We start from the raw sequence: 21,007 nt of genomic DNA, 5'->3' as shown, positions 1-21,007 counted from the left end.
GCCTGCGATGAGGCCTTGAAGCCTGGCAGCTTAATCCCTGCCCCACACAGGTCAAGTGCTCAAATACCGCCCAATCAATGCAATCCCACTGGCCAACACCAACCAAGTCACCAAGCGCACAAAGGCTTCGCGGGACATCCGCATCGTCAACCTGCGCCCACACCACAGCCCCAGGGCCATCGCCGGCAACAGGCACAGCGCCAACAACAGCAACGGCAAGTCCGCATACACCCCGGCAATCAGGAACAGACTCAAGCGCACCACCGTGCTGCAACTGATCAACGCACTTTGCGTGGCCCGCGCCGTATCCTTGGGCAAACGGCTGTTGAGGTAGATCGCATATAAAAAGCCGCCGCTGCCGAACAGCGCACCAAACAGGCCGCCGACGGTGCCCATTGGAATCGACCAACCTTTGGAAAGCTGAGTGGGCCGCGCCTTCACCGACAAGCTGTAGATCGCATAGGCGCTGATAAACACCCCCATCAGCAGCAACAGCAGATCCGAATGCAGGTTGAGCAGAAAGATCACACCCAGCGTACAACCGATGGCCATGCATGGCAGCAACCGCAGCAGCTCGGGCTTGTTCACGTCTCGCCGCGATTGCAGCAGATTGCCAAAGGCCGCGACAAAATCCAGCAGCACCAGCAGCGGGATGATCTTCGACAGCGGCATAAACACAATCAGGATCGGCCCCGCCACCAGCGCCGTGCCAAAGCCTGCAATACCGAAGACGATATAGGCCAGCACCACACCCAGGCCGATGACCAGCCAATCGACACCACTGAACGACCACTGGCTCATCAGCTCAACCGGGCTCATGTCGTATTCCTTGAAAGAGATAACCAACACTTTAGCCATCGCCGAGTGTTGCGACTAATATCTTCAAAGCCATCCACTTATCTTGAAAAGGCATGACAAGTGATCTCGACCCGCCAACTGCGCTACTTCGTAGAGATCGCCGACAGCGGCAGCTTCAGCGCCGCCGCCGAGCGTTTGTTCGTGGCGCAATCGGCCCTGAGCCGCCAGATCAAGGCGCTGGAAACCCAGCTGCAAACCCCTTTGTTTGAACGCACCGCGCGCCAGCCCCGGCTGACGGCGGCGGGCGAAGCCTTTTACCCGAGGGCGCGCAACCTGCTGAGCGAGCTGCTCAAGGCCAGCGAGATGGCCACCCTGGTTGGCAAGGGTCAGCTTGGCACCCTGCGCCTGAGCCATTCGAGCACCGTGCCGATGAGCGGGCCATTGCTGCACGGCATCAGCACCTGGCTGCAGCGTTGCCCCGGCGTATCGATGGATATCGTCAAACTGTCTTCCGAGGCGCAACTTGAAGAAATTGCCGACGGGCGCCTGGAAGTCGGCCTTTTACGGTTACCGGTGCTGCGACAGCGCGAAGGCGTGCGCGTGGTGCCTTTATATAGCGAACAACTGTTGCTGGCTGTGCCGCCCAATCACTCGCTGGCCCGCAGTAATAACCCGATCGAACTGGAGCAACTCAAGGACGAAGCGTTTATCTCGATCCCCCATCCCAAACGCGGCGGCCTGAGTTATCTGTCGGCCGAGCTGTGCATGCGTGCAGGATTTTTCCCCAAGGCGGCGCGAGTGATGTCGCGCAAAACCACGCAGTTGCAACTGATCCAGGCCGGATTCGGTATTGCCTTGTTACCAAAATCCATGCAGGACATTGCCCCCGCCAACCTGCACTTTTTGCCCCTGGCCGACCCGGACTGCCTCAGCACCGTGGCCTTGGCCTGTGCGCAGAAGCCAAGCGCGCTGGTGGAGCAATTCTGCCAAACCTTGCGCGAATGCCTATAAACTGCCGCCCATGATTAAAGATCCTTTTGCCCGCTTGGGCCTGGACCGCGAAGTCCTGACTGTCAGCCAGCTCAACGGCCGCGCGCGGGTGTTGCTGGAAGACGTGTTCACCAATATCTGGGTCGAAGGCGAGATCTCCAACCTCGCCCGCCCGGCATCCGGCCATGTGTATTTCACCCTCAAGGACAGCGGCGCCCAAGTGCGTTGCGCGCTGTTTCGCAACAATGCCGCTCGAGTACGCCAGGCGTTGAAAGACGGTTTGGCGGTGAAAGTGCGCGGCAAGGTCTCGCTGTTTGAGGGCCGTGGCGACTACCAACTGATCCTCGACACCGTGGAACCTGCCGGCGATGGCGCGCTGCGTTTGGCCTTTGACGCGTTGAAGGAAAAGCTCAGCGCCGAAGGCCTGTTCAGCGCGGAGCGCAAGGTGCCGCTGCCGGCGCACCCTCGGCGCATTGGGATTATCAGCTCGCCGACGGGCGCGGTGATTCGCGACATCATCAGCGTGTTCCGTCGTCGTGCGCCGAACGTTGAACTGACACTGATCCCCACCGCCGTACAGGGCCGCGAAGCCATCCCGCAGATTGTGCGCGCGCTGAAACTGGCGGATGCGCGCGGTTTCGACGCGTTGATCCTGGCCCGAGGCGGCGGTTCGCTCGAAGACCTGTGGTGCTTCAATGAAGAGGCAGTGGCCCGCGCGGTGGATGCTTGCGTGACGCCCATCGTCAGCGCCGTCGGCCATGAAACCGACGTGTCGATCTGCGACTTTGTGGCGGACGTACGCGCCCCCACGCCCTCCGCCGCCGCCGAATTGCTCGCACCAGATGCCAGCCACCTGGTGCGCCAAGTCGAAAACCTGCACCGCCGCCTGGTGATGCTGATGCGCAACCGCCTGAGCCATGATCGCCTGCGCCTGGAAGGCATGGCCCGCCGCCTGCGTCACCCTGGCGAACGTCTGCGCCAGCAAGCCCAGCGTTTGGACGACCTGGACATGCGCCTGCGCCGCGCCTTCGAGCGCAGCCTCAATACCCGTCGCGAACGCCTGATCCGCCTCGAAACCCGCCTCGCAGGCCAACACCCCGGCCGTCAACTGGCGTTGCTGCGCCAGCGCCTCGATAGCCTCGCAGAACGCCTGCCCCGCGCCATGCGCGAAGGCCTTAAGGCACGCCGCCTGCAACTGCAAAGCCAGGTGCAGACGTTGCAGGTGGTCAGTCCGCTTGCGACTCTGGGCCGTGGCTACAGCATCCTGCTGGACGAGCGCGGCCAGGCGATCCGCAACGCCGCGCAAACCCACACCGGCCAACGCCTGACCGCGCGGCTCGGCGAAGGCCAATTGCAGGTGCGGGTGGAAGATAACCACCTGACGCCCGTCACCCTTTCGTTACTGGATTGATTGATGCCACGTTTATTTAGCCTGCTGATGCTCTTGTGCCTGACCTTCAACGCCCACGCCGACAGCTACATCACGCGGTTGCTGAACAAGCCGGTGCCGGGTGGCGTCGCGGTGATTGACCTGGGCACTTCAACGGCCGCGCCTAAAGCCACCTACCAGAACCGGCCGGTGCTGGTGGTCAAGGAGCAGAACAACTGGCTGGCGATTGTCGGGATCCCGCTGACCGTCAAACCCGGTACCGAGCGCATCACCAGCGGCGGGCAGAACTTGCCGTTTGTGGTGGGCTTCAAGAAATACCCCGAACAGCACATCACCTTGAAAAACAAAAGCCAGGTGAACCCGGCCCCGGCGCAACTCAAGCGCATCGAGGGCGAACTGGCCGTGCAGCTCAAGGCTTACCGCAGCTTCAGTCCGAACACACCGAGCAACCTGCTGCTGGACAAACCGGTCAACGGGCCACTGTCGAGCAAGTTCGGCGTGCGCCGCTTCTTTAATGGCGAGGAACGCAACCCGCATTCGGGCCTGGACTTTGCCGTGGGCGCGGGCACGCCGATCAAGACGCCGGCGGCGGGCAAGGTGATCCTCACCGGCAATTACTTCTTCAACGGCAACACCGTGTTCGTCGACCATGGCCAGGGCTTTATCAGCATGTTCTGCCATATGTCGAAGATCGACGTAAAAGTTGGCGACCAACTGGCACGCGGCGCGGTGGTAGGCAAGGTCGGTTCCACGGGCAGGGCGACCGGGCCGCACATGCATTGGAACATCAGCCTTAACGATGCGCGGGTTGACCCGGCGATCTTTATTGGCGCGTTCCAGCCCTGATAAAAATATTCAACCTACCGGCCTCATCGTGGCATAGGTATCTACACAACTTTTAAAAGCAGCCTATTTCTCCTGTGGCGAGCAGGCTTGTCCTGCGTTGGGCTGCGAAGCAGCCCCAAAAACAGACGCTGAGTACTTTCAGCAAAATTGCCGTGCCTTTACTGGGGCCGCTTCGCAGCCCAACGCAGGACAAGCCTGCTAGCCACAACAGCCCACCTGCCACAGACTTCGTGTTAACCGGTTGTGTAGATACCTATGCTCATCGCGGGCAAGCCTGGCTCCCACAGGTGAACGCGATTCCCTGTGGGAGCCGGGCTTGCCCGCGATGACGCCAGGCCTGCCAGCCCAATTGCGCGCCCGATAAGTACCGCGCAATAAAAAGAAACCCCACACTCAATAACCGACACAAAATATCGAATCCCAGCCAAATATCAGAACTTATCTCAATTTTTCCCGACTGCTTGCCATCTTTCACCCCTGCGGTTAGGGTTGAGCTTATGAAAACCTCTCACACCCTCATTCAGCTCCGCCAGCACCGCAGCCTGTGCCTCGTCAGCGCACGACTGCCAGGCTGAATCGATCTGCCTCGTCCCAAGCTTCGCCCCCAATAACAGTTTTACGGCAGGCCGCCTTTTCTCGGCCCCTACTACAAAGGATTTCCCGATGAGCATGCTCAAAGACCCGTCTTCGAAGTACCGCGCGTTCCCGACCATCGATATCCCGGACCGCACGTGGCCGTCGAAGACCATCACTGAAGCGCCGATCTGGTGCAGCTCCGACCTGCGTGATGGCAACCAGTCGCTGATCGAGCCGATGGACGCCGCGAAAAAGCTGCGTTTCTGGAAGACCCTGGTGTCTGTAGGCGTGAAGGAAATCGAGGCCTCGTTCCCAGCCGCGTCGCAAACCGACTTCGACTTCGTGCGCACCTTGATCGAAGACAACCACATCCCCGCGGACACCACCATCCAGGTGCTGACCCAGGGCCGTGAAGACCTGATCGCACGTACTTTCGAATCCCTGCGCGGCGCTAAAAAGGCCATCGTGCACTTGTACAACGCCACATCGCCGTCGTTCCGCCGCATCGTGTTCAACCAGGACAAAGATGGCATCAAGGCCATCGCGGTCAACGCGGCCAAGCTGTTCGTCAAATACGCCGCCCAGCAGCCGGAAACCCAGTGGACTTTCGAGTACTCCCCAGAGACCTTCAGCGCCACGGAGCTGGAGTTCGCCAAGGAAGTGTGTGATGCGGTGATCGAGGTATGGAACCCGACGCCAGAGCACAAGATGATCCTCAACCTGCCGGCCACGGTTGAATGCGCGACACCCAACATCTATGCCGACCAGATCGAGTGGTTCGGCCGCCATATCAACCGTCGTGACAGCGTGATCATCAGCCTGCACACCCACAACGACCGCGGCACCGGCGTGGCTGCTACCGAGCTGGGCCTGATGGCCGGCGCTGACCGTGTCGAAGGCTGCCTGTTCGGCAACGGCGAGCGTACCGGTAACGTCGATCTCGTGACCGTAGCCTTGAACATGTACACCCAAGGCCTCGACCCGCAGCTGGACTTTTCCGATATCGATGGCGTGCGCAAAGTCGTCGAGGAGTGCAACCAGATTCAGGTGCACCCACGTCACCCGTACGTCGGCGACCTGGTGCACACCGCTTTCTCCGGCTCCCACCAGGACGCAATCCGCAAGGGCTTTACCCAGCAGAAAGCCGACGCGCTGTGGGAAGTGCCGTACTTGCCGATCGACCCGGCGGATATCGGCCGCAGCTACGAGGCGGTGATCCGCGTAAACAGCCAGTCGGGCAAAGGCGGCATCGCCTACCTGCTGGAGCAGGAGTACGACATCAGCTTGCCACGCCGCATGCAAATCGAGTTCAGCCAAGTGGTACAGGCCGAGACCGACCGCGTGGGCCTGGAGATGACTGCACCACAGATCTACGCCTTGTTGCAGCGTGAATACCTGCAAGCCAACACCCCGTACGCGCTGGTCAGCCATCGCCTGCAGGAAGAAAACGGCAATAGCACCGTGGAAGTGGAAGTCTCGGGCAAGGGCCAGGGCGAAACCAACCTGCGCTGGAACGGCAAGGGCTACGGCACTTTGGAAGCGCTGGTTGCGGCGCTGCCGATCAAGGTTGAGATCATGGACTACAACGAACACGCGATCGGCGCCGGTACCCATGCCAAGGCGGCGGCTTACATCGAGCTGCGCGTGAACGGCGAGCGTCCGGTGCATGGTGTGGGGATTGATGAAAATATCACCACGGCGAGCTTCAAGGCGGTGTTCAGTGCGCTGAACCGCTCGTTGAGCCAGCTGGAAGCGAAGGCGGCGTAAGCGCTGTCGCGGTAATGCAAAAGGCCCCTGGGTGAGAATCCAGGGGCCTGATCGTTCCCACGCTCTGCGTGTGAATGCCTGCGGTGACGCTCTGCGTCACAACTCTGAAAGCGGACGCAGAGCGTCCGGGGCTGCATTCCCACGCGGAGCGTGGGAACGATCTGTAGGGCCCCATCGCGGGCAAGCCCGGCTCCCACATTTGGAATGCATTCACCTGTGGGAGCGGGCTTGCCCGCGATAGCGGTCTGTCAGACAAACTGAAACCTATCGGCATCCAGATTCGCTGGAAATTTTTCGCGATACATCGCCAACTCTGCCGCATTCAGGCACACCTGAAACACCCCGTCCGCCTCCCCCGCACTCAGCAAGGTCTCACCCTGGAAGTCCAGCACCTGGCTGTCCCCGGTGTAGGCAAAGCCCTTGCCATCGGTACCCACCCGATTGACTGCCGCCACGTAACACAGGTTCTCGATAGCCCGTGCCGGCAGCAAGCGGTTCCAGTGCTGACGCCGCGCACCTGGCCAGTTCGCGGTGTACAGCAGCAGGTCAGTGTCCTGGGCATCACGGCTCCACACCGGGAAGCGCAAGTCGTAGCAAATCAACGGGCGTATACGCCAACCCTTCAACTCGAACTGTACCTGGCGCTCGCCGGGCGTGTAATGGTCGTGCTCGCCAGCCATACGGAACAGGTGACGCTTGTCATAGTGCAACACTTCCCCGTCCGGGCGTGCCCATAGCAGACGGTTACGGTGGCTGCCGTCGGCTGCCTGGATGATCACGCTGCCGGTGATCACCGCGTTGTACTTCGCCGCCTGGGCTTGCAGCCAATGATGAGTCGGGCCATGTTCCGGCTCGGCAAGGGTTTGCGACTCCATGGAGAAACCGGTGGTGAACATCTCCGGCAGTACAATCAGGTCGGCGCCTTTGGCCTGCTCCAGCAACAACTCGAAATGTTCGAGGTTGGCCTGACGGTCATGCCATACCAGGCTGGTCTGGACCAAGGCAATATTCAGGTCGGGTAATGCAGTCAAATCACGCATAGTTTCTCCGCCGCGTGTTGCAGCGTCTCCTCGCGTTTGGCAAAGCACAGGCGCACCAGGCGCTGGCCTTGCGGCGGGCTCTGATAGAACACCGAGACGGGGATGGTCGCCACGCCGTGTTCGCGGGTCATCCACAGTGACATGGCGACGTCATCCAGGTCGGGGCGAATCTGCGAGTAATCCACCAGTTGGAAGTAAGTGCCGGCCACCCGGGTAAAGCTGAAACGCGACGGCGCCAGCAGGTCGCAGAACAGGTCGCGCTTGGCCTGATAAAAGGCCGGCAATTGCTCGACGTGTTCCGGGTGTTCGGCCATGAAGTCAGCCAAAGCGTACTGCAAAGGGGTCACGCCGCAAAAGTTGACATATTGATGCACCTTGCGCAGCTCGGCGGTCAGGGCCGGGGGTGCGACCACGTAGCCGGTTTTCCAGCCAGTGACGTGGTAGGTCTTGCCGAAGGAGCTGACCACAAACGCCCGCTGATACAACTCTTCGTGGGCCAGCACGCTGACATGGGGCACGCCATCGAACACCAAATGCTCATACACCTCATCACTGACCAGGTAGATATCACGGTCGCGGATCAGTTCAGCCAATTGGTCCAGCTCGGCCTGGCTGATCAACGCGCCGGTGGGGTTGTGCGGCGAGTTGAGGATGATCATGCGCGTGCGCGGTGAGAGCGCGGCCTTGACCCTGTCAAAGTCGAGCGCGAAGCCTTGCAGGCTCAATTGCACATGCACGCAACGGCCACCGGCCAGCTCGACCGACGGCTCGTAACTGTCGTAGCTGGGGTCGAACACGATGACTTCATCGCCGTTGCGGATGACCGCCTGGATCGCGCAAAAGATCGCCTCGGTCGCGCCTGGGGTGATGGTCACTTCGCTGTCGACATCCACTGTGGCGCCATAACTGCGGGCGATCTTGGCCGCCACTTGTTGGCGCAACACGGGCAGGCCGGTCATCGGTGCGTATTGGTTATGGCCGAGGGCGATATGCTTGCCTACGGCATCGAGCAAGCCTTGAGGGCCATTAAAATCGGGAAAGCCCTGGGACAGGTTGAGCGCGCCGGTTTCGGCAGCGAGTTGCGACATGGTGGTGAAAATAGTGGTGCCGACATTCGGCAGCTTGCTGGTGATCATCGGAGGCCCCTGCAGGTGAGGCCCAAGTTTTAAGCTGCCCCAAGCATCGGGTCAAGGCACAAACCACCGCGCACAAAAAAGGGCTCCAAAGGAGCCCTCTCTTGCAGCGTGTCGCTCACAACTCAAAGCGGCGCTTATTTCTTGTCGCGGCGCTTCTTGTCGGCTTTCTTGTGGTGAGTCATCAGACGACGCTTCTTGTTCACCTGACGGTCAGTCAGTGTGTTCTTGTTGCCTTCGTATGGGTTCTCGCCACCCTTGAACTCGATACGGATCGGCGTACCGACCAGTTTCAAGACACGGCGGTAGGTGTTTTCCAGGTAACGCACGTAGGACTTGGGCACCTTCTCGATCTGGTTACCGTGGATCACGATAATCGGCGGGTTGGCACCACCCAAGTGGGCGTAACGCAGTTTGATCCGACGGTTGTTGACCATCGGTGGCGCGTGCTCACCGACCGCATCTTCCAGGATCTGGGTCAGGCGGTTGGTCGGCCAGCGAGTAACCGCAGACTTGAACGAGTTCTGCACGGACGCGTAGAGGTTGCCCACGCCGGTGCCGTGCAGTGCCGAGATAAAGTGGATATCGGCGAACTCGACGAAGAACAGCCGACGTTGCAGCTCGATCTTGACGAAATCGCGCTCGCTCGGCGTCATGCCGTCCCACTTGTTGATCGCGATTACGAGGGCACGACCGGCTTCCAGGGCAAAGCCCAGCAAGTTGAGGTCGTGGTCCACCACGCCTTCGCGGGCGTCCATCACGAAGATCACCACGTTGGCGTCTTTGATCGCCTGCAGGGTTTTGACCACCGAGAACTTTTCAACTTCCTCGTGGATCTTGCCGCGCTTGCGCACACCGGCGGTGTCGATCAGCGTGTACTTCTCGTCGTTACGTTCGAACGGGATGTAGATACTGTCGCGGGTAGTACCCGGCTGGTCATACACGATGACCCGGTCTTCACCGAGCATGCGGTTAACCAGGGTCGACTTGCCGACGTTCGGACGGCCGATGATGGCGATCTTGATACCGTCTTTTTCGCTCGGGCCAGGAATGCGCTTGGCTTCCTCACCTTCGGCAACGATCTCTTCCTCGCCCTCTTCTTCCTCAGCGTCATCCTTGGGGAAGTCGCGCAGGGCGATTTCCAGCATCTGGGTGATGCCGCGACCGTGGGCACCGGCGACCGGGATCGCATCGCCCAGGCCCATCGGGCTGAATTCGGCACGGGCCGCTTCAGGATCGATGTTATCGATCTTGTTGGCGACCAGATAGGAACGCTTGTTGCGCTTGCGCAGGTGCTCGCCAATCATTTGGTCGGCAGCGGTGTAGCCCGCACGGGCGTCCACCAGGAACAACACGACATCGGCTTCTTCGATAGCGAGCAGCGACTGCTCGGCCATCTTTTCGTCCATGCCATGCTCGTCACCGGAGATACCACCGGTGTCGACAATAATGTAGGAGCGCCCTTGCCACTTTGCCTCACCGTATTGGCGATCACGGGTCAGACCGGACAAGTCGCCAACGATGGCGTCACGAGTCCTGGTCAGGCGGTTGAACAAGGTGGACTTGCCGACGTTAGGTCGGCCCACCAGGGCGATTACGGGAACCATGCGGCTCTCCACTTCGTTATTTCAGAAAATACAAAAGCCGCTGCAAGGCAGCGGCTGGTGCTCGGGGCAGCATAGTCAAATGCCGCATGCCCCGCCGAAGCGGGGCCGCCTGGGTTTTACCCCAAGCATAGTTGCTTACTTGATGGTCAGGGCTTCCAGCTTGCCGCTGTTGCCAAACACGTAAAGCATGTTACCCACAACCAGCGGACGCGCACGCAGACCGTCGCTGTCGATACGCTCGCGGCCGACAAAACGACCGTCTACCTGGCTCAGCAGGTGCAGGTAACCTTCGAAGTCACCTACCGCTACGTAGCTGGAGAACACTTCCGGTGCCGACAGTTGACGGCGAGCCAGGGAGTCGTTGCTCCACAGCGCAGTGGTGGAACGCTCGTCGACACTTTCAACGGTGCCGGAAGCGAGGCTTACGTAGACGCTGCCGAACCCTTGGGCGACACCGGCGTAGCTGGAAGCATCACGCTGCCAGTTGATGCGGCCGCTTTGCAGGTCCAGCGCCGCAACACGGCCCTGGTAAGTGGCCACGTAAATGGTTTCACCCGACAGCAGCAGGCCGCCGTCGATGTCCACTACGCGGTCCAGCTCGGAGCGACCTTGCGGGATGGCCACACGGGTTTCCCAGGCCGGCACGCCGTTCTGAGTATCCAGGGCGACCACTTTACCGGTCGACAGGCCAGCAACGGCCAGGTTGTTCGTCACAATCGGACCACTGGTACCGCGCAGGGTCAACACCGCCGGGGTGCTGTCATACAACCAGCGCTGGTTACCGGTGGCGGCATCCAGGCCGATCACACGGTCATCCTGGGTCTGCACCACGACAACGTCGCCGTTGGTCGCCGGCGCTGCGAGCACTTCACTGGTCACCCGAGCGCGCCATTTCTCTTCACCCGTTGCCGAGTCCAGAGCCACCACGTCGCCTTTAAGCGTACCGATCAGCACCATGCCGTAGCCGACGCCCACACCACCGGAAACCGGCAGCTCGAGGTCTTTCTTCCACTTCACGTCGCCATTCATACGATCCATGGCCATGACAACGCCAGTGGAGTCAGTGGCCACGATGTTGTCGCCGTCGATTGCCGGCTGCAACAAGTTGTACAGGTCGCCCTGGCCGTCACCGACGGAGCGGCTCCACTGCTTTTGCAGGACCACTTCTTCCTTGAAGCTGGTCAGCTCGGCAGGAGGCAGTTCTTTTTTACTGTTGCTGCTGCAACCCGCGGCCAGAACGGCCAGAGCCAGCAATGCTGCATGTTTCCAACGGATCACGTCACGCATCCCCTTTGGCCAAGTCGTCCAGCTTGATTTGTAAGCCACCGACCGCTGCTTCATCAGACAGCGCCGCCTTGGCTTTTTGGTACGCAGCATGGGCTTCGTCGGTACGACCCAATTGGACCAACAGGTCGCCCTTGAGCTCTTCACGAGTGGCCACAAATGCCTTGTCAGCATCGCCGTCGAGCAGTTTGAGTGCTTCGTCAGCCTTGTTCTGTGCCGCCAATACCTGCGCCAGGCGCTGACGTGCGATTTCACCCAGGGTCGGGTTGGTCGGTTTGTCGGCGATGGCCTTCAGCTCGGTGGCTGCGTCATCCAGCTTGCCGGTGTCGACCGCAACTTTCGCGACGAACAGGCTGCCGTACTGGGCGTAGGTGCTACCGCCAAATTCGTTTTTCAGCTTGCCGGCAAGGTCCGCCACTTGGGCTGGATCTGGCTTGCCGTCCGGCGTCAGCGTGGTTTCCAGCAATTGCTGATAGAGGATCGAGGCGCCTTGGGACTGGTTGGCCTGATACTTGTGCCAGGCTTGCCAGCCGAACACCACCACTAAAGCCAGCAGACCGCCAGTAACCAGGGGCTTGCCGTTACGCTGCCACCAGTCCTTGAACTCGGCCAGTTGCTCATCATCAGTACTCGACACCCCAATACTCCTTAATCGCTAAATTCGGCTGTTCGACAGCTTCAACCCTGCACGACGCAGGTGGCCAAGTGCGCGGCGAGCGCATCAAAGGCAATGTTCTGTTGCTCGCCCTGGCCACGCAGGGGTTTGAAACCTATCACTTGCTGGGCCAGTTCGTCATCGCCGAGGATCAGCGCATACAGCGCGCCGCTCTTGTCGGCCTTCTTGAACTGGCTCTTGAAGCTGCCGGCGCCGGCATTGATCTGCAGGCGCAGGTTCGGCAGTTGGTCACGCACTTTTTCGCTCAGGGCCAGGGCTGCCAGTTCGGCGGCCTCGCCAAAGGCGCATAGGTACACGTCCACCTGACGGGAGATTTCTTCCGGGACCTGCTCCAGGGTTTCCAGCAGCAGGATCAGCCGCTCGATGCCCATGGCGAAACCTACGCCGGTGGTCGGCTTGCCGCCCATTTGCTCAACCAGGCCGTCGTAGCGACCACCGGCACACACGGTGCCCTGGGCGCCGAGTTTGTCGGTGACCCACTCGAACACGGTCTTGCTGTAGTAATCGAGGCCACGCACCAGTTTAGGGTTGATCACGTAGGGAATACCGGCCGCATCCAGGCGAGCCTTGAGGCCCTCGAAGTGCACGCGGGATTCGTCGTCCAGGTAGTCGGCCATTTTCGGCGCGTCGACCAGTACGGCTTGGGTGTCGGCGTTCTTGGTATCGAGGACGCGTAACGGGTTGGTTTTCAGACGGCGCTGGCTGTCTTCATCCAATTTGTCCAAGTGAGCAGACAGATACTCGACCAGGGCAACGCGATAGCGACCCCGGGATTCGCTGGTGCCCAGGCTGTTGAGCTCAAGCTCGACCGCGTCGCGGATGCCGAGCAGGCCCCACAGGCGCCAGGTCAGCACGATCAGCTCGGCGTCGATGTCAGGACCATCGAGGTTGAACACCTCGAGGCCGATCTGGTGGAACTGGCGATAACGGCCTTTCTGCGGGCGCTCGTGGCGGAACATCGGGCCGATGTACCACAACTTCTGCGGCTGGCCACCACCGGTGAGACCATGCTCGAGCACGGCACGCACGCAGGCGGCTGTACCTTCCGGACGCAGGGTCAAGGAGTCACCGTTGCGATCTTCAAAGGTGTACATCTCTTTTTCGACGATGTCGGTCACTTCACCGATGGAGCGCTTGAACAGCTCGGTGAACTCGACGATCGGCATGCGGATCTGTTTGTAACCGTAGTTATCCAACAGGCGCGCGACCGTGCTCTCGAAGTAGCGCCACAGTGGCGTCTGCTCCGGCAGGATGTCGTTCATGCCACGAATGGCTTGCAGAGACTTGCTCACATCTAATCCTTAAATTCGTTCTTAGCCGCGCGCGATCAGCGCTGCGTCAGCCGCAACCTTTTCAGCTGCTTTCTCGCGGATCAGCTTTTCCAGATGATCCACGAGATTCTCATTCGTCAGTTTCTGCGACGGCTTGCCGTCGATGTAAATCAGGTTCGGTGTACCGCCAGTCAGGCCCACATGGGCTTCCTTGGCTTCACCCGGCCCATTGACCACACACCCGATCACCGCTACATCCAGCGGCACCAGCAGGTCTTCGAGGCGAAGCTCCAGGTCGTTCATGGTTTTCACCACGTCGAAGTTCTGCCGCGAGCAGCTCGGGCAGGCAATGAAGTTGATGCCACGGGAACGCAAACGCAGGGATTTGAGAATGTCGTAGCCGACTTTCACTTCCTCTACGGGGTCTGCCGCCAGGGAGATGCGGATAGTATCGCCAATCCCTTCGGCGAGCAGCATACCGAGACCCACCGCAGATTTCACTGTGCCTGAGCGCAAACCGCCCGCTTCAGTGATACCCAGGTGCAGCGGCTGCACGATTTCCTTGGCCAACAGGCGGTAGGCTTCTACCGCCATGAACACGTCGGAGGCCTTTACGCTGACCTTGAAGTCCTGGAAATTCAGGCGTTCAAGGTGCTCGACGTGGCGCAATGCCGACTCAACCAGCGCGGCTGGGGTTGGTTCGCCGTACTTTTTCTGCAGGTCTTTTTCCAGCGAACCGGCGTTGACGCCGATACGGATGGGAATGCCACGGTCACGTGCCGCGTCCACCACGGCGCGCACACGGTCTTCGCGACCGATGTTGCCCGGGTTGATGCGCAGGCAGTCCACACCCAGCTCGGCCACACGCAGAGCGATTTTGTAGTCGAAGTGAATGTCGGCGACCAGCGGAACCTTGACCAGTTGCTTGATGCGGCCAAAGGCCTCGGCAGCGTCCATGTCCGGTACGGATACGCGCACGATGTCCACGCCGGCCGCTTCCAGACGGTTGATCTGGGCGACTGTGGCGGCAACATCATTGGTGTCGCTGTTGGTCATGCTCTGCACTGCGATAGGGGCATCGCCACCTACCGGTACGGAGCCGACCCAGATCTTGCGCGATACGCGACGTTTGATTGGAGATTCGCCGTGCATGACTATTGTCCCAACTTGAGGCGAGCAGTCTCGCCACTGGTGAACGGCGCCACGTCCACAGGCTGGCCGTTGTAGGCCACTTGCGCGCCACGGGCAAAGCCCAGACGCAGCGTCAAAGGAGGCTTGCCGCCTTGGTCAAGCGTATCTCCCTTACGCTTCAGACCGCTAAACAGCACTTTGCCATTGCCATCGGTGACTTGCGTCCAGCAGTCAGCGATGAAGGTAATCTGGATATGCCCGTCGCCGGCGATCAATGCCGGGGTGGTGGGAGGCGAAATCGCGGCCGGGGCCGGGGCCACTGGTGCGTTAGTCGCTGGGGCCTGCGCCGGAGCAGCCGGAGCAGCTGGCGTATGCGCCTGGGCAACCGGGGCAGCCGGTACGGTTGGAGCCGGCACAGCAGCGGTGGCTGCAGGTGCAGTGCCCGCTTCCGGAGTCGGTTGCTCGGTGGTAGCCGGCGCTTCCGAGGCGGCCTGCCCTTGGGCAACCGCCTGGTCTTCCGGCTCATCCAGCGGGTGAATCTGGGTGGTGCCGTCGGCGCTTTCGACTTCGACGTGCTCCATGGCGTTGCTGGTAAGGTCTTTGGTGCGTTGGGAGGCCTGGTCTTGCCACCAGACGAAACCGCCACCCACTACGGCAATCAGCAGCAACAGGCTGACAATCCGCAAAATAGTGTGGGAAACCCGTACCGGCTCCTCGATGCGGCCCAGGCCATGCACATTGCTGCCCTGGGAATCGGTGCCGGTGAACTGGTCAAATTCCTGGACCAGTACCGCCTGGTCGATGCCCAGCAACTTTGCATAGGCGCGGATATAGCCGCGGGCAAAAGTATGCCCAGGCAGCTTGTCGAACGCGCCGGCTTCCAGGTTGCCCAGGGATGTGGCGGTCAAATTGAGCTTGAGGGCCACTTCTGCCAGCGACCAACCATTGCTTTCGCGGGCCTGACGCAAGGTCTCGCCTGGGTTTACGCGATTAGCTGCTACAACTTCCGGGTGCGCCGCTTTCATCATTGCTCCGACAGGTATTGCTGATATTCCGGCGTACCGGGATAGAGTCGTTCGAGTTGCTGGCCAAACTGTGCGGCCGTGTCGCGTTCTTCATGAACCGTCGCCAGGCGCACACCGAGCAATAGACTACGTGCATTTTGCCCGCTGAGCAGGCTAAAACGCTCGTAAAAGTCACGTGCCGGCACATAATGCCTGTCTTCGTAAGACAACTCAGCCATTTCGAGTAAAGCCCGTGGCTGGCGATTGTTCAGGTGCAGGGCTTTTTCCAGTTGCTGACGACCGCTGTCGCGCAGGCCAAGGCGTATCGAGGTCACCCCAAGGTTTTCGAATACTCGCGAACGCTCAGGATAAAGGGTATCGGTACTGGCTTGCTGGAAATAGCGGGACGCCTGGTCGTAACGTTGCTGCGCAAACAGAAAACTGCCGTAGTTGTTCAGCAGCCGCGGGTCGGCAGGACGTGCGGCCAGGGCCTTGTGAAAATACGCGTCGGCCAGTTCAGGCTCGGCCTGGGCCTGGAATACCAGCGCCAGTGCGGCATTGGCATCGGCGTCGTCGCCGTCCAGCTCAAGGGCTTTTTTCAACGGCACCTTGGCCTGTTCGCTCATGCCCTGGCGCAGATAACCCAAGCCCAATTGCACATAGGCAATTCGCGCCTCGTCACGGCCTTTGCCGGTTTGCATGGGGCTGTCATGGCCCGATGAAACACAACCGGCCGCGAGACCGGTAAAAAGCAACAGCAGCGCAAGGCGCAAGGGCATAGAGGTCCTCTCTCAGATTCGATTCACAGCAATTTGCGGCAAATCTTCGGCGGCGTTAAGTTCGCGCACGGCGATATAACGCTCACTGCGGCGGGTGCGATCCATCACTTGCCCGACCAGTTGGCCACAGGCGGCGTCGATGTCTTCACCACGGGTGGTGCGCACAGTAACGTTGTATCCGGCCTGGTGCAGTTGATCCTGGAAACGACGGATGGCGTTGTTGCTCGGCCGCTCGTAGCCAGAATGGGGAAACGGGTTAAACGGAATCAGGTTGATCTTGCACGGGGTGTTCTTGAGCAGTTCGATCATTTCGACCGCGTGCTCAACTTTGTCGTTGATGTCCTTGAGCATGGTGTACTCAATGGTCAACACACGCTTTTCGCCCAGGGTCGCCATGTAACGCTGGCAAGATTCGAGCAGCATCTTAAGCGGATACTTCTTGTTGATCGGCACCAATTGGTTACGCAATGCGTCATTCGGTGCGTGCAACGACAGCGCCAGGGAGACGTCGATGTGCTTGGCCAGCTCATCGATCATCGGCACCACGCCGGAAGTCGACAGGGTCACACGGCGCTTGGAGATGCCGTAGCCGAGGTCGTCCATCATCAAATGCATGGCGGCAACGACGTTGTCGAAGTTCAGCAGCGGCTCACCCATGCCCATCATCACCACGTTGGTGATGGCACGGTCGACGGTTGCCGGGACGCTGCCAAAGGATTTGTTGGCAATCCACACCTGGCCGATGACTTCGGCGGCGGTGAGGTTGCTATTGAAGCCTTGCTTGCCGGTGGAGCAGAAACTGCAGTCCAGGGCACAGCCTGCCTGGGACGAAACGCACAAAGTGCCGCGCTTGCCCTGGGGAATGTAGACGGTCTCGACGCAGCTGCCGGACGCCACGCGCACCACCCACTTACGGGTGCCGTCGGTGGAGATGTCCTCGCTGACAACCTCGGGACCACGGACCTCAGCAATGGCCTTGAGCTTGTCGCGCAGGGCCTTGCTGACGTTCGTCATGGCGTCGAAATCGTCGACACCAAAGTGGTGAATCCACTTCATTACCTGACCGGCACGGAAACGCTTCTCCCCGATTGAGTCGAAGAATTTTTCCATTTCCTGTTGAGTCAGACCCAGCAGGTTGGTTTTAACAGTCGATGTAGTCATGGATTCACCCTCACTCTTTAAGCCGATGCTTAGCGAGCGGTTACTTCAGTAGCAGCGAAAAAGTACGAGATTTCGCGAGCAGCAGCGGCTTCGGAGTCCGAACCGTGAACAGCGTTGGCGTCGATGGACTCAGCGAAGTCAGCACGGATAGTGCCGGCAGCGGCTTCTTTAGGGTTGGTAGCGCCCATCAGCTCGCGGTTCAGAGCGATAGCGTTTTCGCCTTCCAGAACCTGAACAACAACAGGGCCGGAGATCATGAAGGCAACCAGGTCGCCGAAGAAGCCACGAGCGCTGTGCTCAGCGTAGAAGCCTTCAGCTTCAGCTTTGGACAGTTGCTTGAGTTTCGAAGCTACAACCTTCAGGCCGGCTTTTTCGAAACGAGTGGTGATCTCGCCGATGACGTTTTTTGCAACAGCGTCAGGCTTGATGATGGAGAAAGTACGTTGAACAGCCATGGTGTAACTCCAGAAACGGTAATTTACGAAAAATTAAACCCGCGAATTATACGCGGGTTATTAGGTATTGCCTAACTGCGTAAAAAGTCGGCTCAGTCGTCTGCTTCTTCGATCCACAGACCCTGAATCGCCTCCAGGACCTTTTCGCCACCCCGGTCAGGAATGTCGTCGAATTCCGGCAGCGCCATTACGAGGTCGCGCAATTTGACGAAGTTCACGGTAAGAGGATTGACCTCAGGATGAGCTTCAGCAAGTTGTATAGCGATTTCTTGTACATCAACCCATTTCAGGCTCATGACATTTCCTTGAATCAATGCGGCGCTTCGGCTGCATGGTTGAGGGAATATTTCGGAATTTCGACGGTAATGTCTTCCGTGCCGACCTTTGCCTGACAGCTTAGGCGAGAAGTCGCCTCAAGGCCCCAGGCGCGATCCAGAAAGTCCTCTTCCAGCTCGTCCGCTTCTTCGAGAGAGTTGAAACCTTCGCGAATCACGCAGTGGCAGGTCGTGCAGGCGCAGACACCGCCGCAGGCGCTTTCGATCTCGATGTGGTTGTCATGGGCAACCTCGAGGATGGACTTGCCGGTCTCAGCCTCCACAACCATACCGTCCGGGCAATGCTCGGCGTGTGGCAGAAAAATGACCTGCGGCATTAATTATTCCTCGATTTCATTCAGGTTGCGCCCGGCCAGTGCGGCTTTCACCGTCTGATCCATGCGGCGGGCGGCAAAAGCATCAGTCACTTGCGACAGGCGCTTGGTCTGCTGCTCGATGGCGTAACCATCGTTGCCTTTCATCAGTTCGGCCAGTTCCTGCATTTGCAGGTCGATAACCATGCGCTCTTCAGCATCCAGCAGACGCTCGCCGTCGGCTTCCAGGGCGCCCTGCACAGCTTCGAGCAGGCGCTGGGCATCGACTTGCTGCTCGCGCAGCACGCGGGCGACCTTGTCGTCACCGGCATATTGGAACGAATCCTTGAGCATCTTGGCGATTTCGCCGTCGGTGAGGCCGTAGGACGGCTTGACCTGAATGCTGGCTTCAACGCCCGAGGCCAATTCACGCGCTGCTACGCTGAGCAGGCCATCGGCGTCGACCTGAAAGGTCACGCGAATTTTCGCCGCACCCGCGACCATCGCCGGGATGCCGCGCAATTCAAAGCGCGCCAGGGAGCGGCAGTCGCTGATCAGTTCGCGCTCGCCTTGCAGCACATGAATCATCATGGCCGTCTGGCCATCTTTGTACGTGGTGAAATCCTGGGCGCGTGCGACGGGGATGGTGGTGTTGCGTGGAATCACCTTCTCCATCAGGCCGCCCATGGTTTCCAACCCCAAAGAAAGCGGGATCACGTCGAGCAGCAGCAGTTCGCCACCCTCGCGCTTGTTACCGGCAAGCGTGTCGGCCTGGATAGCAGCGCCGATGGCGACTACTTGGTCCGGGTCGATTTCTGTCAGTGGCTGGCGACCGAAAGCTTCGGCAACCGCTTCGCGAACGCGTGGGACGCGCGTCGAACCGCCGACCATGACCACTGCGGCCACGTCTTCCAGCTCGATACCGGAATCACGTACAGCCCTACGGCACGCCTTGAGGCTGCGAGCGACCATCGGTTCGATCAGCGCATCAAAGGCTTCGCGAGTCAGTTGAGCCGACCAGTTACCGTAGGAAACTTCAACAGAATCAGCGTCAGTCAGTGCTTCCTTGGCCGCACAGGCAGTTTGCAGCAGATTACGCTGCGCGCCCGGGTCCAGATCAGCCGACAAGCCAGCGCTGGTGATGATCCAGCCTGCAATGGCATGGTCAAAGTCATCGCCGCCCAAGGCGCTGTCGCCCCCGGTGGCCAGTACTTCAAACACACCGCCGGTCAGGCGCAGAATCGAAATATCAAAAGTACCACCGCCCAGGTCATAAATAGCCACCAGGCCTTCAGCGTGCTGATCCAGGCCATAGGCCACCGCCGCTGCGGTCGGCTCGTTGAGCAAGCGCAACACGTTCAGGCCCGCAAGCTTCGCGGCGTCCTTGGTGGCTTGACGCTGTGCGTCATCGAAATAGGCAGGAACGGTGATCACTGCGCCGACCAGTTCGCCGCCCAAGGTATTTTCTGCGCGCTGACGCAGCACCTTGAGGATATCGGCCGACACTTCAACCGGGCTTTTCGGGCCTTGGACGGTGTCGATGAACGGCATATGGGATTCGCCGCCAACAAAGCGGTACGGCAGCTGGTCGCCCAATTGCTTGACGTCGGAAAGACCGCGACCCATCAAGCGTTTAACCGACAGCACGGTATTCAACGGGTCACTGGACGCTGCCAGCTTGGCCGACTCACCGACTTCAGTGCGATCAGCGTGATAACGCACAGCGGAGGGCAGGATCACCTGGCCATTAGCGTCGGGCAATGGCTCGGACAGGCCGCTGCGCAAGGCAGCAACCAGGGAATTGGTGGTGCCCAGGTCAATCCCGACCGCCAGGCGACGCTGGTGTGGTTGAGGGCTTTGGCCGGGTTCGGCGATTTGCAGTAGGGCCATGGTAATCAGGTCTTATCTGTCTATCAGGCGTGCATCACGGGCAGCACTGGGTTAATCGTCGAGGCGCTCTTCTAGCTGGCGCACTTCGTAGGTGAGCTTGTCGAGGAACTGCATGCGCCGCATCAGGCGTTCGGCCTGTTCACGTTGCGCTGCATCATCCCAACAGGCTGCGAAGCTTTCATTGAGCTCATCCTGGGCCGTTTTCAGACGACGCTTGAAGACCGCGACACCGGCTATATCAGCCTCGTCCTGCAAGTCTTCGAGTTCTTCGCGCCACTGCATCTGCTGCATCAGGAAGTCCGGGTCGTGCACCGTCACTTCGATAGGCAACTCACCACCGTTCAACGCGAGCAGGTAGCGCGCGCGTTTGGGCGGGTTTTTCAGCGTCTGATAGGCTTCGTTGAGGCTGGCCGATTGCTCCAGCGCCAGGCGCTGCTCACGCTCGGAAGCGTCAGCAAAGCGGTCCGGATGCACCCCACGCGCCAACTCTCGGTAGCGCGTGGCAAGCTGCTCAAGGTCCAGCCGAAAGCTCGGCTGCAGCTCGAATAAAGCGAAATGACAAGGAGTACCCACGAATAGCC

The 21,007-nt window shown here is 60.0% G+C and carries 20 protein-coding genes; 4 read left to right on the top strand and 16 right to left on the bottom strand.

The window, feature by feature from the left end:
• Window positions 1-51: 51 nt before the first annotated feature.
• Window positions 52-819, bottom strand: coding sequence for a sulfite exporter TauE/SafE family protein (locus HBO23_RS31285; protein ID WP_170040765.1), 768 nt, complete (start codon window positions 817-819; stop codon window positions 52-54).
• Between the two features lie 99 nt (window positions 820-918).
• Between HBO23_RS31285 and HBO23_RS31280 the strand changes: the two genes are divergently transcribed.
• The 4 genes from HBO23_RS31280 (at window position 919) to leuA (ending at window position 6,367) form a co-directional block, all read left to right on the top strand.
• A complete protein-coding gene (locus HBO23_RS31280) occupies window positions 919-1,809 on the top strand; it encodes a LysR family transcriptional regulator (RefSeq protein WP_170040764.1) in 891 nt (296 codons plus the stop codon).
• Window positions 1,810-1,819: 10 nt separating this feature from the next.
• The gene (gene xseA / locus HBO23_RS31275; protein ID WP_058422672.1) at window positions 1,820-3,199 is read left to right on the top strand and encodes an exodeoxyribonuclease VII large subunit; all 1,380 of its coding nucleotides are present in this window, start codon (window positions 1,820-1,822) and stop codon (window positions 3,197-3,199) included.
• A gap of 3 nt (window positions 3,200-3,202) precedes the next feature.
• Window positions 3,203-4,024 carry a peptidoglycan DD-metalloendopeptidase family protein gene (locus HBO23_RS31270; protein ID WP_170040763.1) on the top strand — a complete coding sequence of 274 codons (822 nt, stop codon included), beginning with the start codon at window positions 3,203-3,205 and terminating at the stop codon, window positions 4,022-4,024.
• 663 nt (window positions 4,025-4,687) lie between these two features.
• Window positions 4,688-6,367, top strand: coding sequence for a 2-isopropylmalate synthase (gene leuA / locus HBO23_RS31265; protein ID WP_017138560.1), 1,680 nt, complete (start codon window positions 4,688-4,690; stop codon window positions 6,365-6,367).
• A gap of 248 nt (window positions 6,368-6,615) precedes the next feature.
• Here leuA and HBO23_RS31260 read toward each other — a convergent pair whose 3' ends face one another.
• The 15 genes from HBO23_RS31260 to hscB all read right to left on the bottom strand — a co-directional run bounded on the left by HBO23_RS31260 (window position 6,616) and on the right by hscB (window position 20,999).
• A complete protein-coding gene (locus tag HBO23_RS31260) occupies window positions 6,616-7,407 on the bottom strand; it encodes an amidohydrolase (protein ID WP_017135957.1) in 792 nt (263 codons plus the stop codon).
• Window positions 7,395-8,543, bottom strand: coding sequence for a pyridoxal phosphate-dependent aminotransferase (locus tag HBO23_RS31255; RefSeq protein WP_170040762.1), 1,149 nt, complete (start codon window positions 8,541-8,543; stop codon window positions 7,395-7,397). Before HBO23_RS31255 ends, HBO23_RS31260 begins: the two co-directional genes overlap by 13 nt.
• 134 nt (window positions 8,544-8,677) lie before the next feature.
• Window positions 8,678-10,147, bottom strand: a complete 1,470-nt coding sequence (gene der / locus HBO23_RS31250) for a ribosome biogenesis GTPase Der (RefSeq protein ID WP_053135513.1) — start codon at window positions 10,145-10,147, stop codon at window positions 8,678-8,680.
• Window positions 10,148-10,282: 135 nt separating this feature from the next.
• Complete coding sequence (gene bamB, locus HBO23_RS31245; protein WP_017135954.1) at window positions 10,283-11,434, bottom strand: outer membrane protein assembly factor BamB; 1,152 nt, start codon at window positions 11,432-11,434, stop codon at window positions 10,283-10,285.
• The gene (locus HBO23_RS31240; RefSeq protein ID WP_017135953.1) at window positions 11,427-12,068 is read right to left on the bottom strand and encodes a tetratricopeptide repeat protein; all 642 of its coding nucleotides are present in this window, start codon (window positions 12,066-12,068) and stop codon (window positions 11,427-11,429) included. Before HBO23_RS31240 ends, bamB begins: the two co-directional genes overlap by 8 nt.
• A 41-nt stretch (window positions 12,069-12,109) precedes the next feature.
• Window positions 12,110-13,399: a histidine--tRNA ligase gene (gene hisS / locus HBO23_RS31235; RefSeq protein WP_170040761.1), complete on the bottom strand. Its 1,290-nt coding sequence runs from the start codon at window positions 13,397-13,399 to the stop codon at window positions 12,110-12,112.
• A gap of 21 nt (window positions 13,400-13,420) precedes the next feature.
• On the bottom strand, window positions 13,421-14,530 hold the full coding sequence (gene ispG, locus HBO23_RS31230; protein WP_056858733.1) for a flavodoxin-dependent (E)-4-hydroxy-3-methylbut-2-enyl-diphosphate synthase: 1,110 nt from the start codon (window positions 14,528-14,530) through the stop codon (window positions 13,421-13,423).
• A 2-nt stretch (window positions 14,531-14,532) separates the two neighbouring features.
• Window positions 14,533-15,534 carry a RodZ family helix-turn-helix domain-containing protein gene (locus tag HBO23_RS31225; RefSeq protein ID WP_099550105.1) on the bottom strand — a complete coding sequence of 334 codons (1,002 nt, stop codon included), beginning with the start codon at window positions 15,532-15,534 and terminating at the stop codon, window positions 14,533-14,535.
• A complete protein-coding gene (pilW, locus tag HBO23_RS31220; protein ID WP_017135949.1) occupies window positions 15,534-16,292 on the bottom strand; it encodes a type IV pilus biogenesis/stability protein PilW in 759 nt (252 codons plus the stop codon). Before pilW ends, HBO23_RS31225 begins: the two co-directional genes overlap by 1 nt.
• Before the next feature lie 12 nt (window positions 16,293-16,304).
• Window positions 16,305-17,453, bottom strand: coding sequence for a 23S rRNA (adenine(2503)-C(2))-methyltransferase RlmN (rlmN, locus tag HBO23_RS31215; RefSeq protein ID WP_017135948.1), 1,149 nt, complete (start codon window positions 17,451-17,453; stop codon window positions 16,305-16,307).
• 29 nt (window positions 17,454-17,482) lie between these two features.
• Window positions 17,483-17,908, bottom strand: coding sequence for a nucleoside-diphosphate kinase (ndk, locus tag HBO23_RS31210; RefSeq protein ID WP_003175956.1), 426 nt, complete (start codon window positions 17,906-17,908; stop codon window positions 17,483-17,485).
• Between the two features lie 92 nt (window positions 17,909-18,000).
• A complete protein-coding gene (iscX, locus tag HBO23_RS31205) occupies window positions 18,001-18,204 on the bottom strand; it encodes a Fe-S cluster assembly protein IscX (RefSeq protein ID WP_017135947.1) in 204 nt (67 codons plus the stop codon).
• A gap of 14 nt (window positions 18,205-18,218) precedes the next feature.
• Complete coding sequence (fdx, locus tag HBO23_RS31200) at window positions 18,219-18,560, bottom strand: ISC system 2Fe-2S type ferredoxin (protein WP_015885743.1); 342 nt, start codon at window positions 18,558-18,560, stop codon at window positions 18,219-18,221.
• 3 nt (window positions 18,561-18,563) lie between these two features.
• Window positions 18,564-20,426, bottom strand: coding sequence for a Fe-S protein assembly chaperone HscA (hscA, locus tag HBO23_RS31195; protein WP_099550106.1), 1,863 nt, complete (start codon window positions 20,424-20,426; stop codon window positions 18,564-18,566).
• 51 nt (window positions 20,427-20,477) lie between these two features.
• Complete coding sequence (gene hscB / locus HBO23_RS31190; RefSeq protein ID WP_017135945.1) at window positions 20,478-20,999, bottom strand: co-chaperone HscB; 522 nt, start codon at window positions 20,997-20,999, stop codon at window positions 20,478-20,480.
• Window positions 21,000-21,007: the final 8 nt, after the last annotated feature.

Origin of the sequence: Pseudomonas sp. WS 5532 (assembly GCF_012985445.1) — a bacterium.
GTDB classification, from domain to species: Bacteria; Pseudomonadota; Gammaproteobacteria; order Pseudomonadales; family Pseudomonadaceae; genus Aquipseudomonas; species Aquipseudomonas edaphica.
The sequence above is the reverse complement of the archived record's forward strand: the minus strand, read 5'-3'. Positions and strand labels throughout refer to the sequence as shown.

Coding starts and splice junctions, on each gene's coding strand:
- HBO23_RS31285 (WP_170040765.1), bottom strand. CDS start 819: ATGAGCCCGGTTGAGCTGATGAGCCAGTGGTCGTTCAGTGGTGTCGAT.
- xseA (WP_058422672.1), top strand. CDS start 1,820: ATGATTAAAGATCCTTTTGCCCGCTTGGGCCTGGACCGCGAAGTCCTG.
- HBO23_RS31270 (WP_170040763.1), top strand. CDS start 3,203: ATGCCACGTTTATTTAGCCTGCTGATGCTCTTGTGCCTGACCTTCAAC.
- leuA (WP_017138560.1), top strand. CDS start 4,688: ATGAGCATGCTCAAAGACCCGTCTTCGAAGTACCGCGCGTTCCCGACC.
- HBO23_RS31260 (WP_017135957.1), bottom strand. CDS start 7,407: ATGCGTGATTTGACTGCATTACCCGACCTGAATATTGCCTTGGTCCAG.
- HBO23_RS31255 (WP_170040762.1), bottom strand. CDS start 8,543: ATGATCACCAGCAAGCTGCCGAATGTCGGCACCACTATTTTCACCACC.
- der (WP_053135513.1), bottom strand. CDS start 10,147: ATGGTTCCCGTAATCGCCCTGGTGGGCCGACCTAACGTCGGCAAGTCC.
- bamB (WP_017135954.1), bottom strand. CDS start 11,434: ATGCGTGACGTGATCCGTTGGAAACATGCAGCATTGCTGGCTCTGGCC.
- ispG (WP_056858733.1), bottom strand. CDS start 14,530: ATGCACGGCGAATCTCCAATCAAACGTCGCGTATCGCGCAAGATCTGG.
- HBO23_RS31225 (WP_099550105.1), bottom strand. CDS start 15,534: ATGAAAGCGGCGCACCCGGAAGTTGTAGCAGCTAATCGCGTAAACCCA.
- pilW (WP_017135949.1), bottom strand. CDS start 16,292: ATGCCCTTGCGCCTTGCGCTGCTGTTGCTTTTTACCGGTCTCGCGGCC.
- rlmN (WP_017135948.1), bottom strand. CDS start 17,453: ATGACTACATCGACTGTTAAAACCAACCTGCTGGGTCTGACTCAACAG.
- ndk (WP_003175956.1), bottom strand. CDS start 17,908: ATGGCTGTTCAACGTACTTTCTCCATCATCAAGCCTGACGCTGTTGCA.
- iscX (WP_017135947.1), bottom strand. CDS start 18,204: ATGAGCCTGAAATGGGTTGATGTACAAGAAATCGCTATACAACTTGCT.
- fdx (WP_015885743.1), bottom strand. CDS start 18,560: ATGCCGCAGGTCATTTTTCTGCCACACGCCGAGCATTGCCCGGACGGT.
- hscA (WP_099550106.1), bottom strand. CDS start 20,426: ATGGCCCTACTGCAAATCGCCGAACCCGGCCAAAGCCCTCAACCACAC.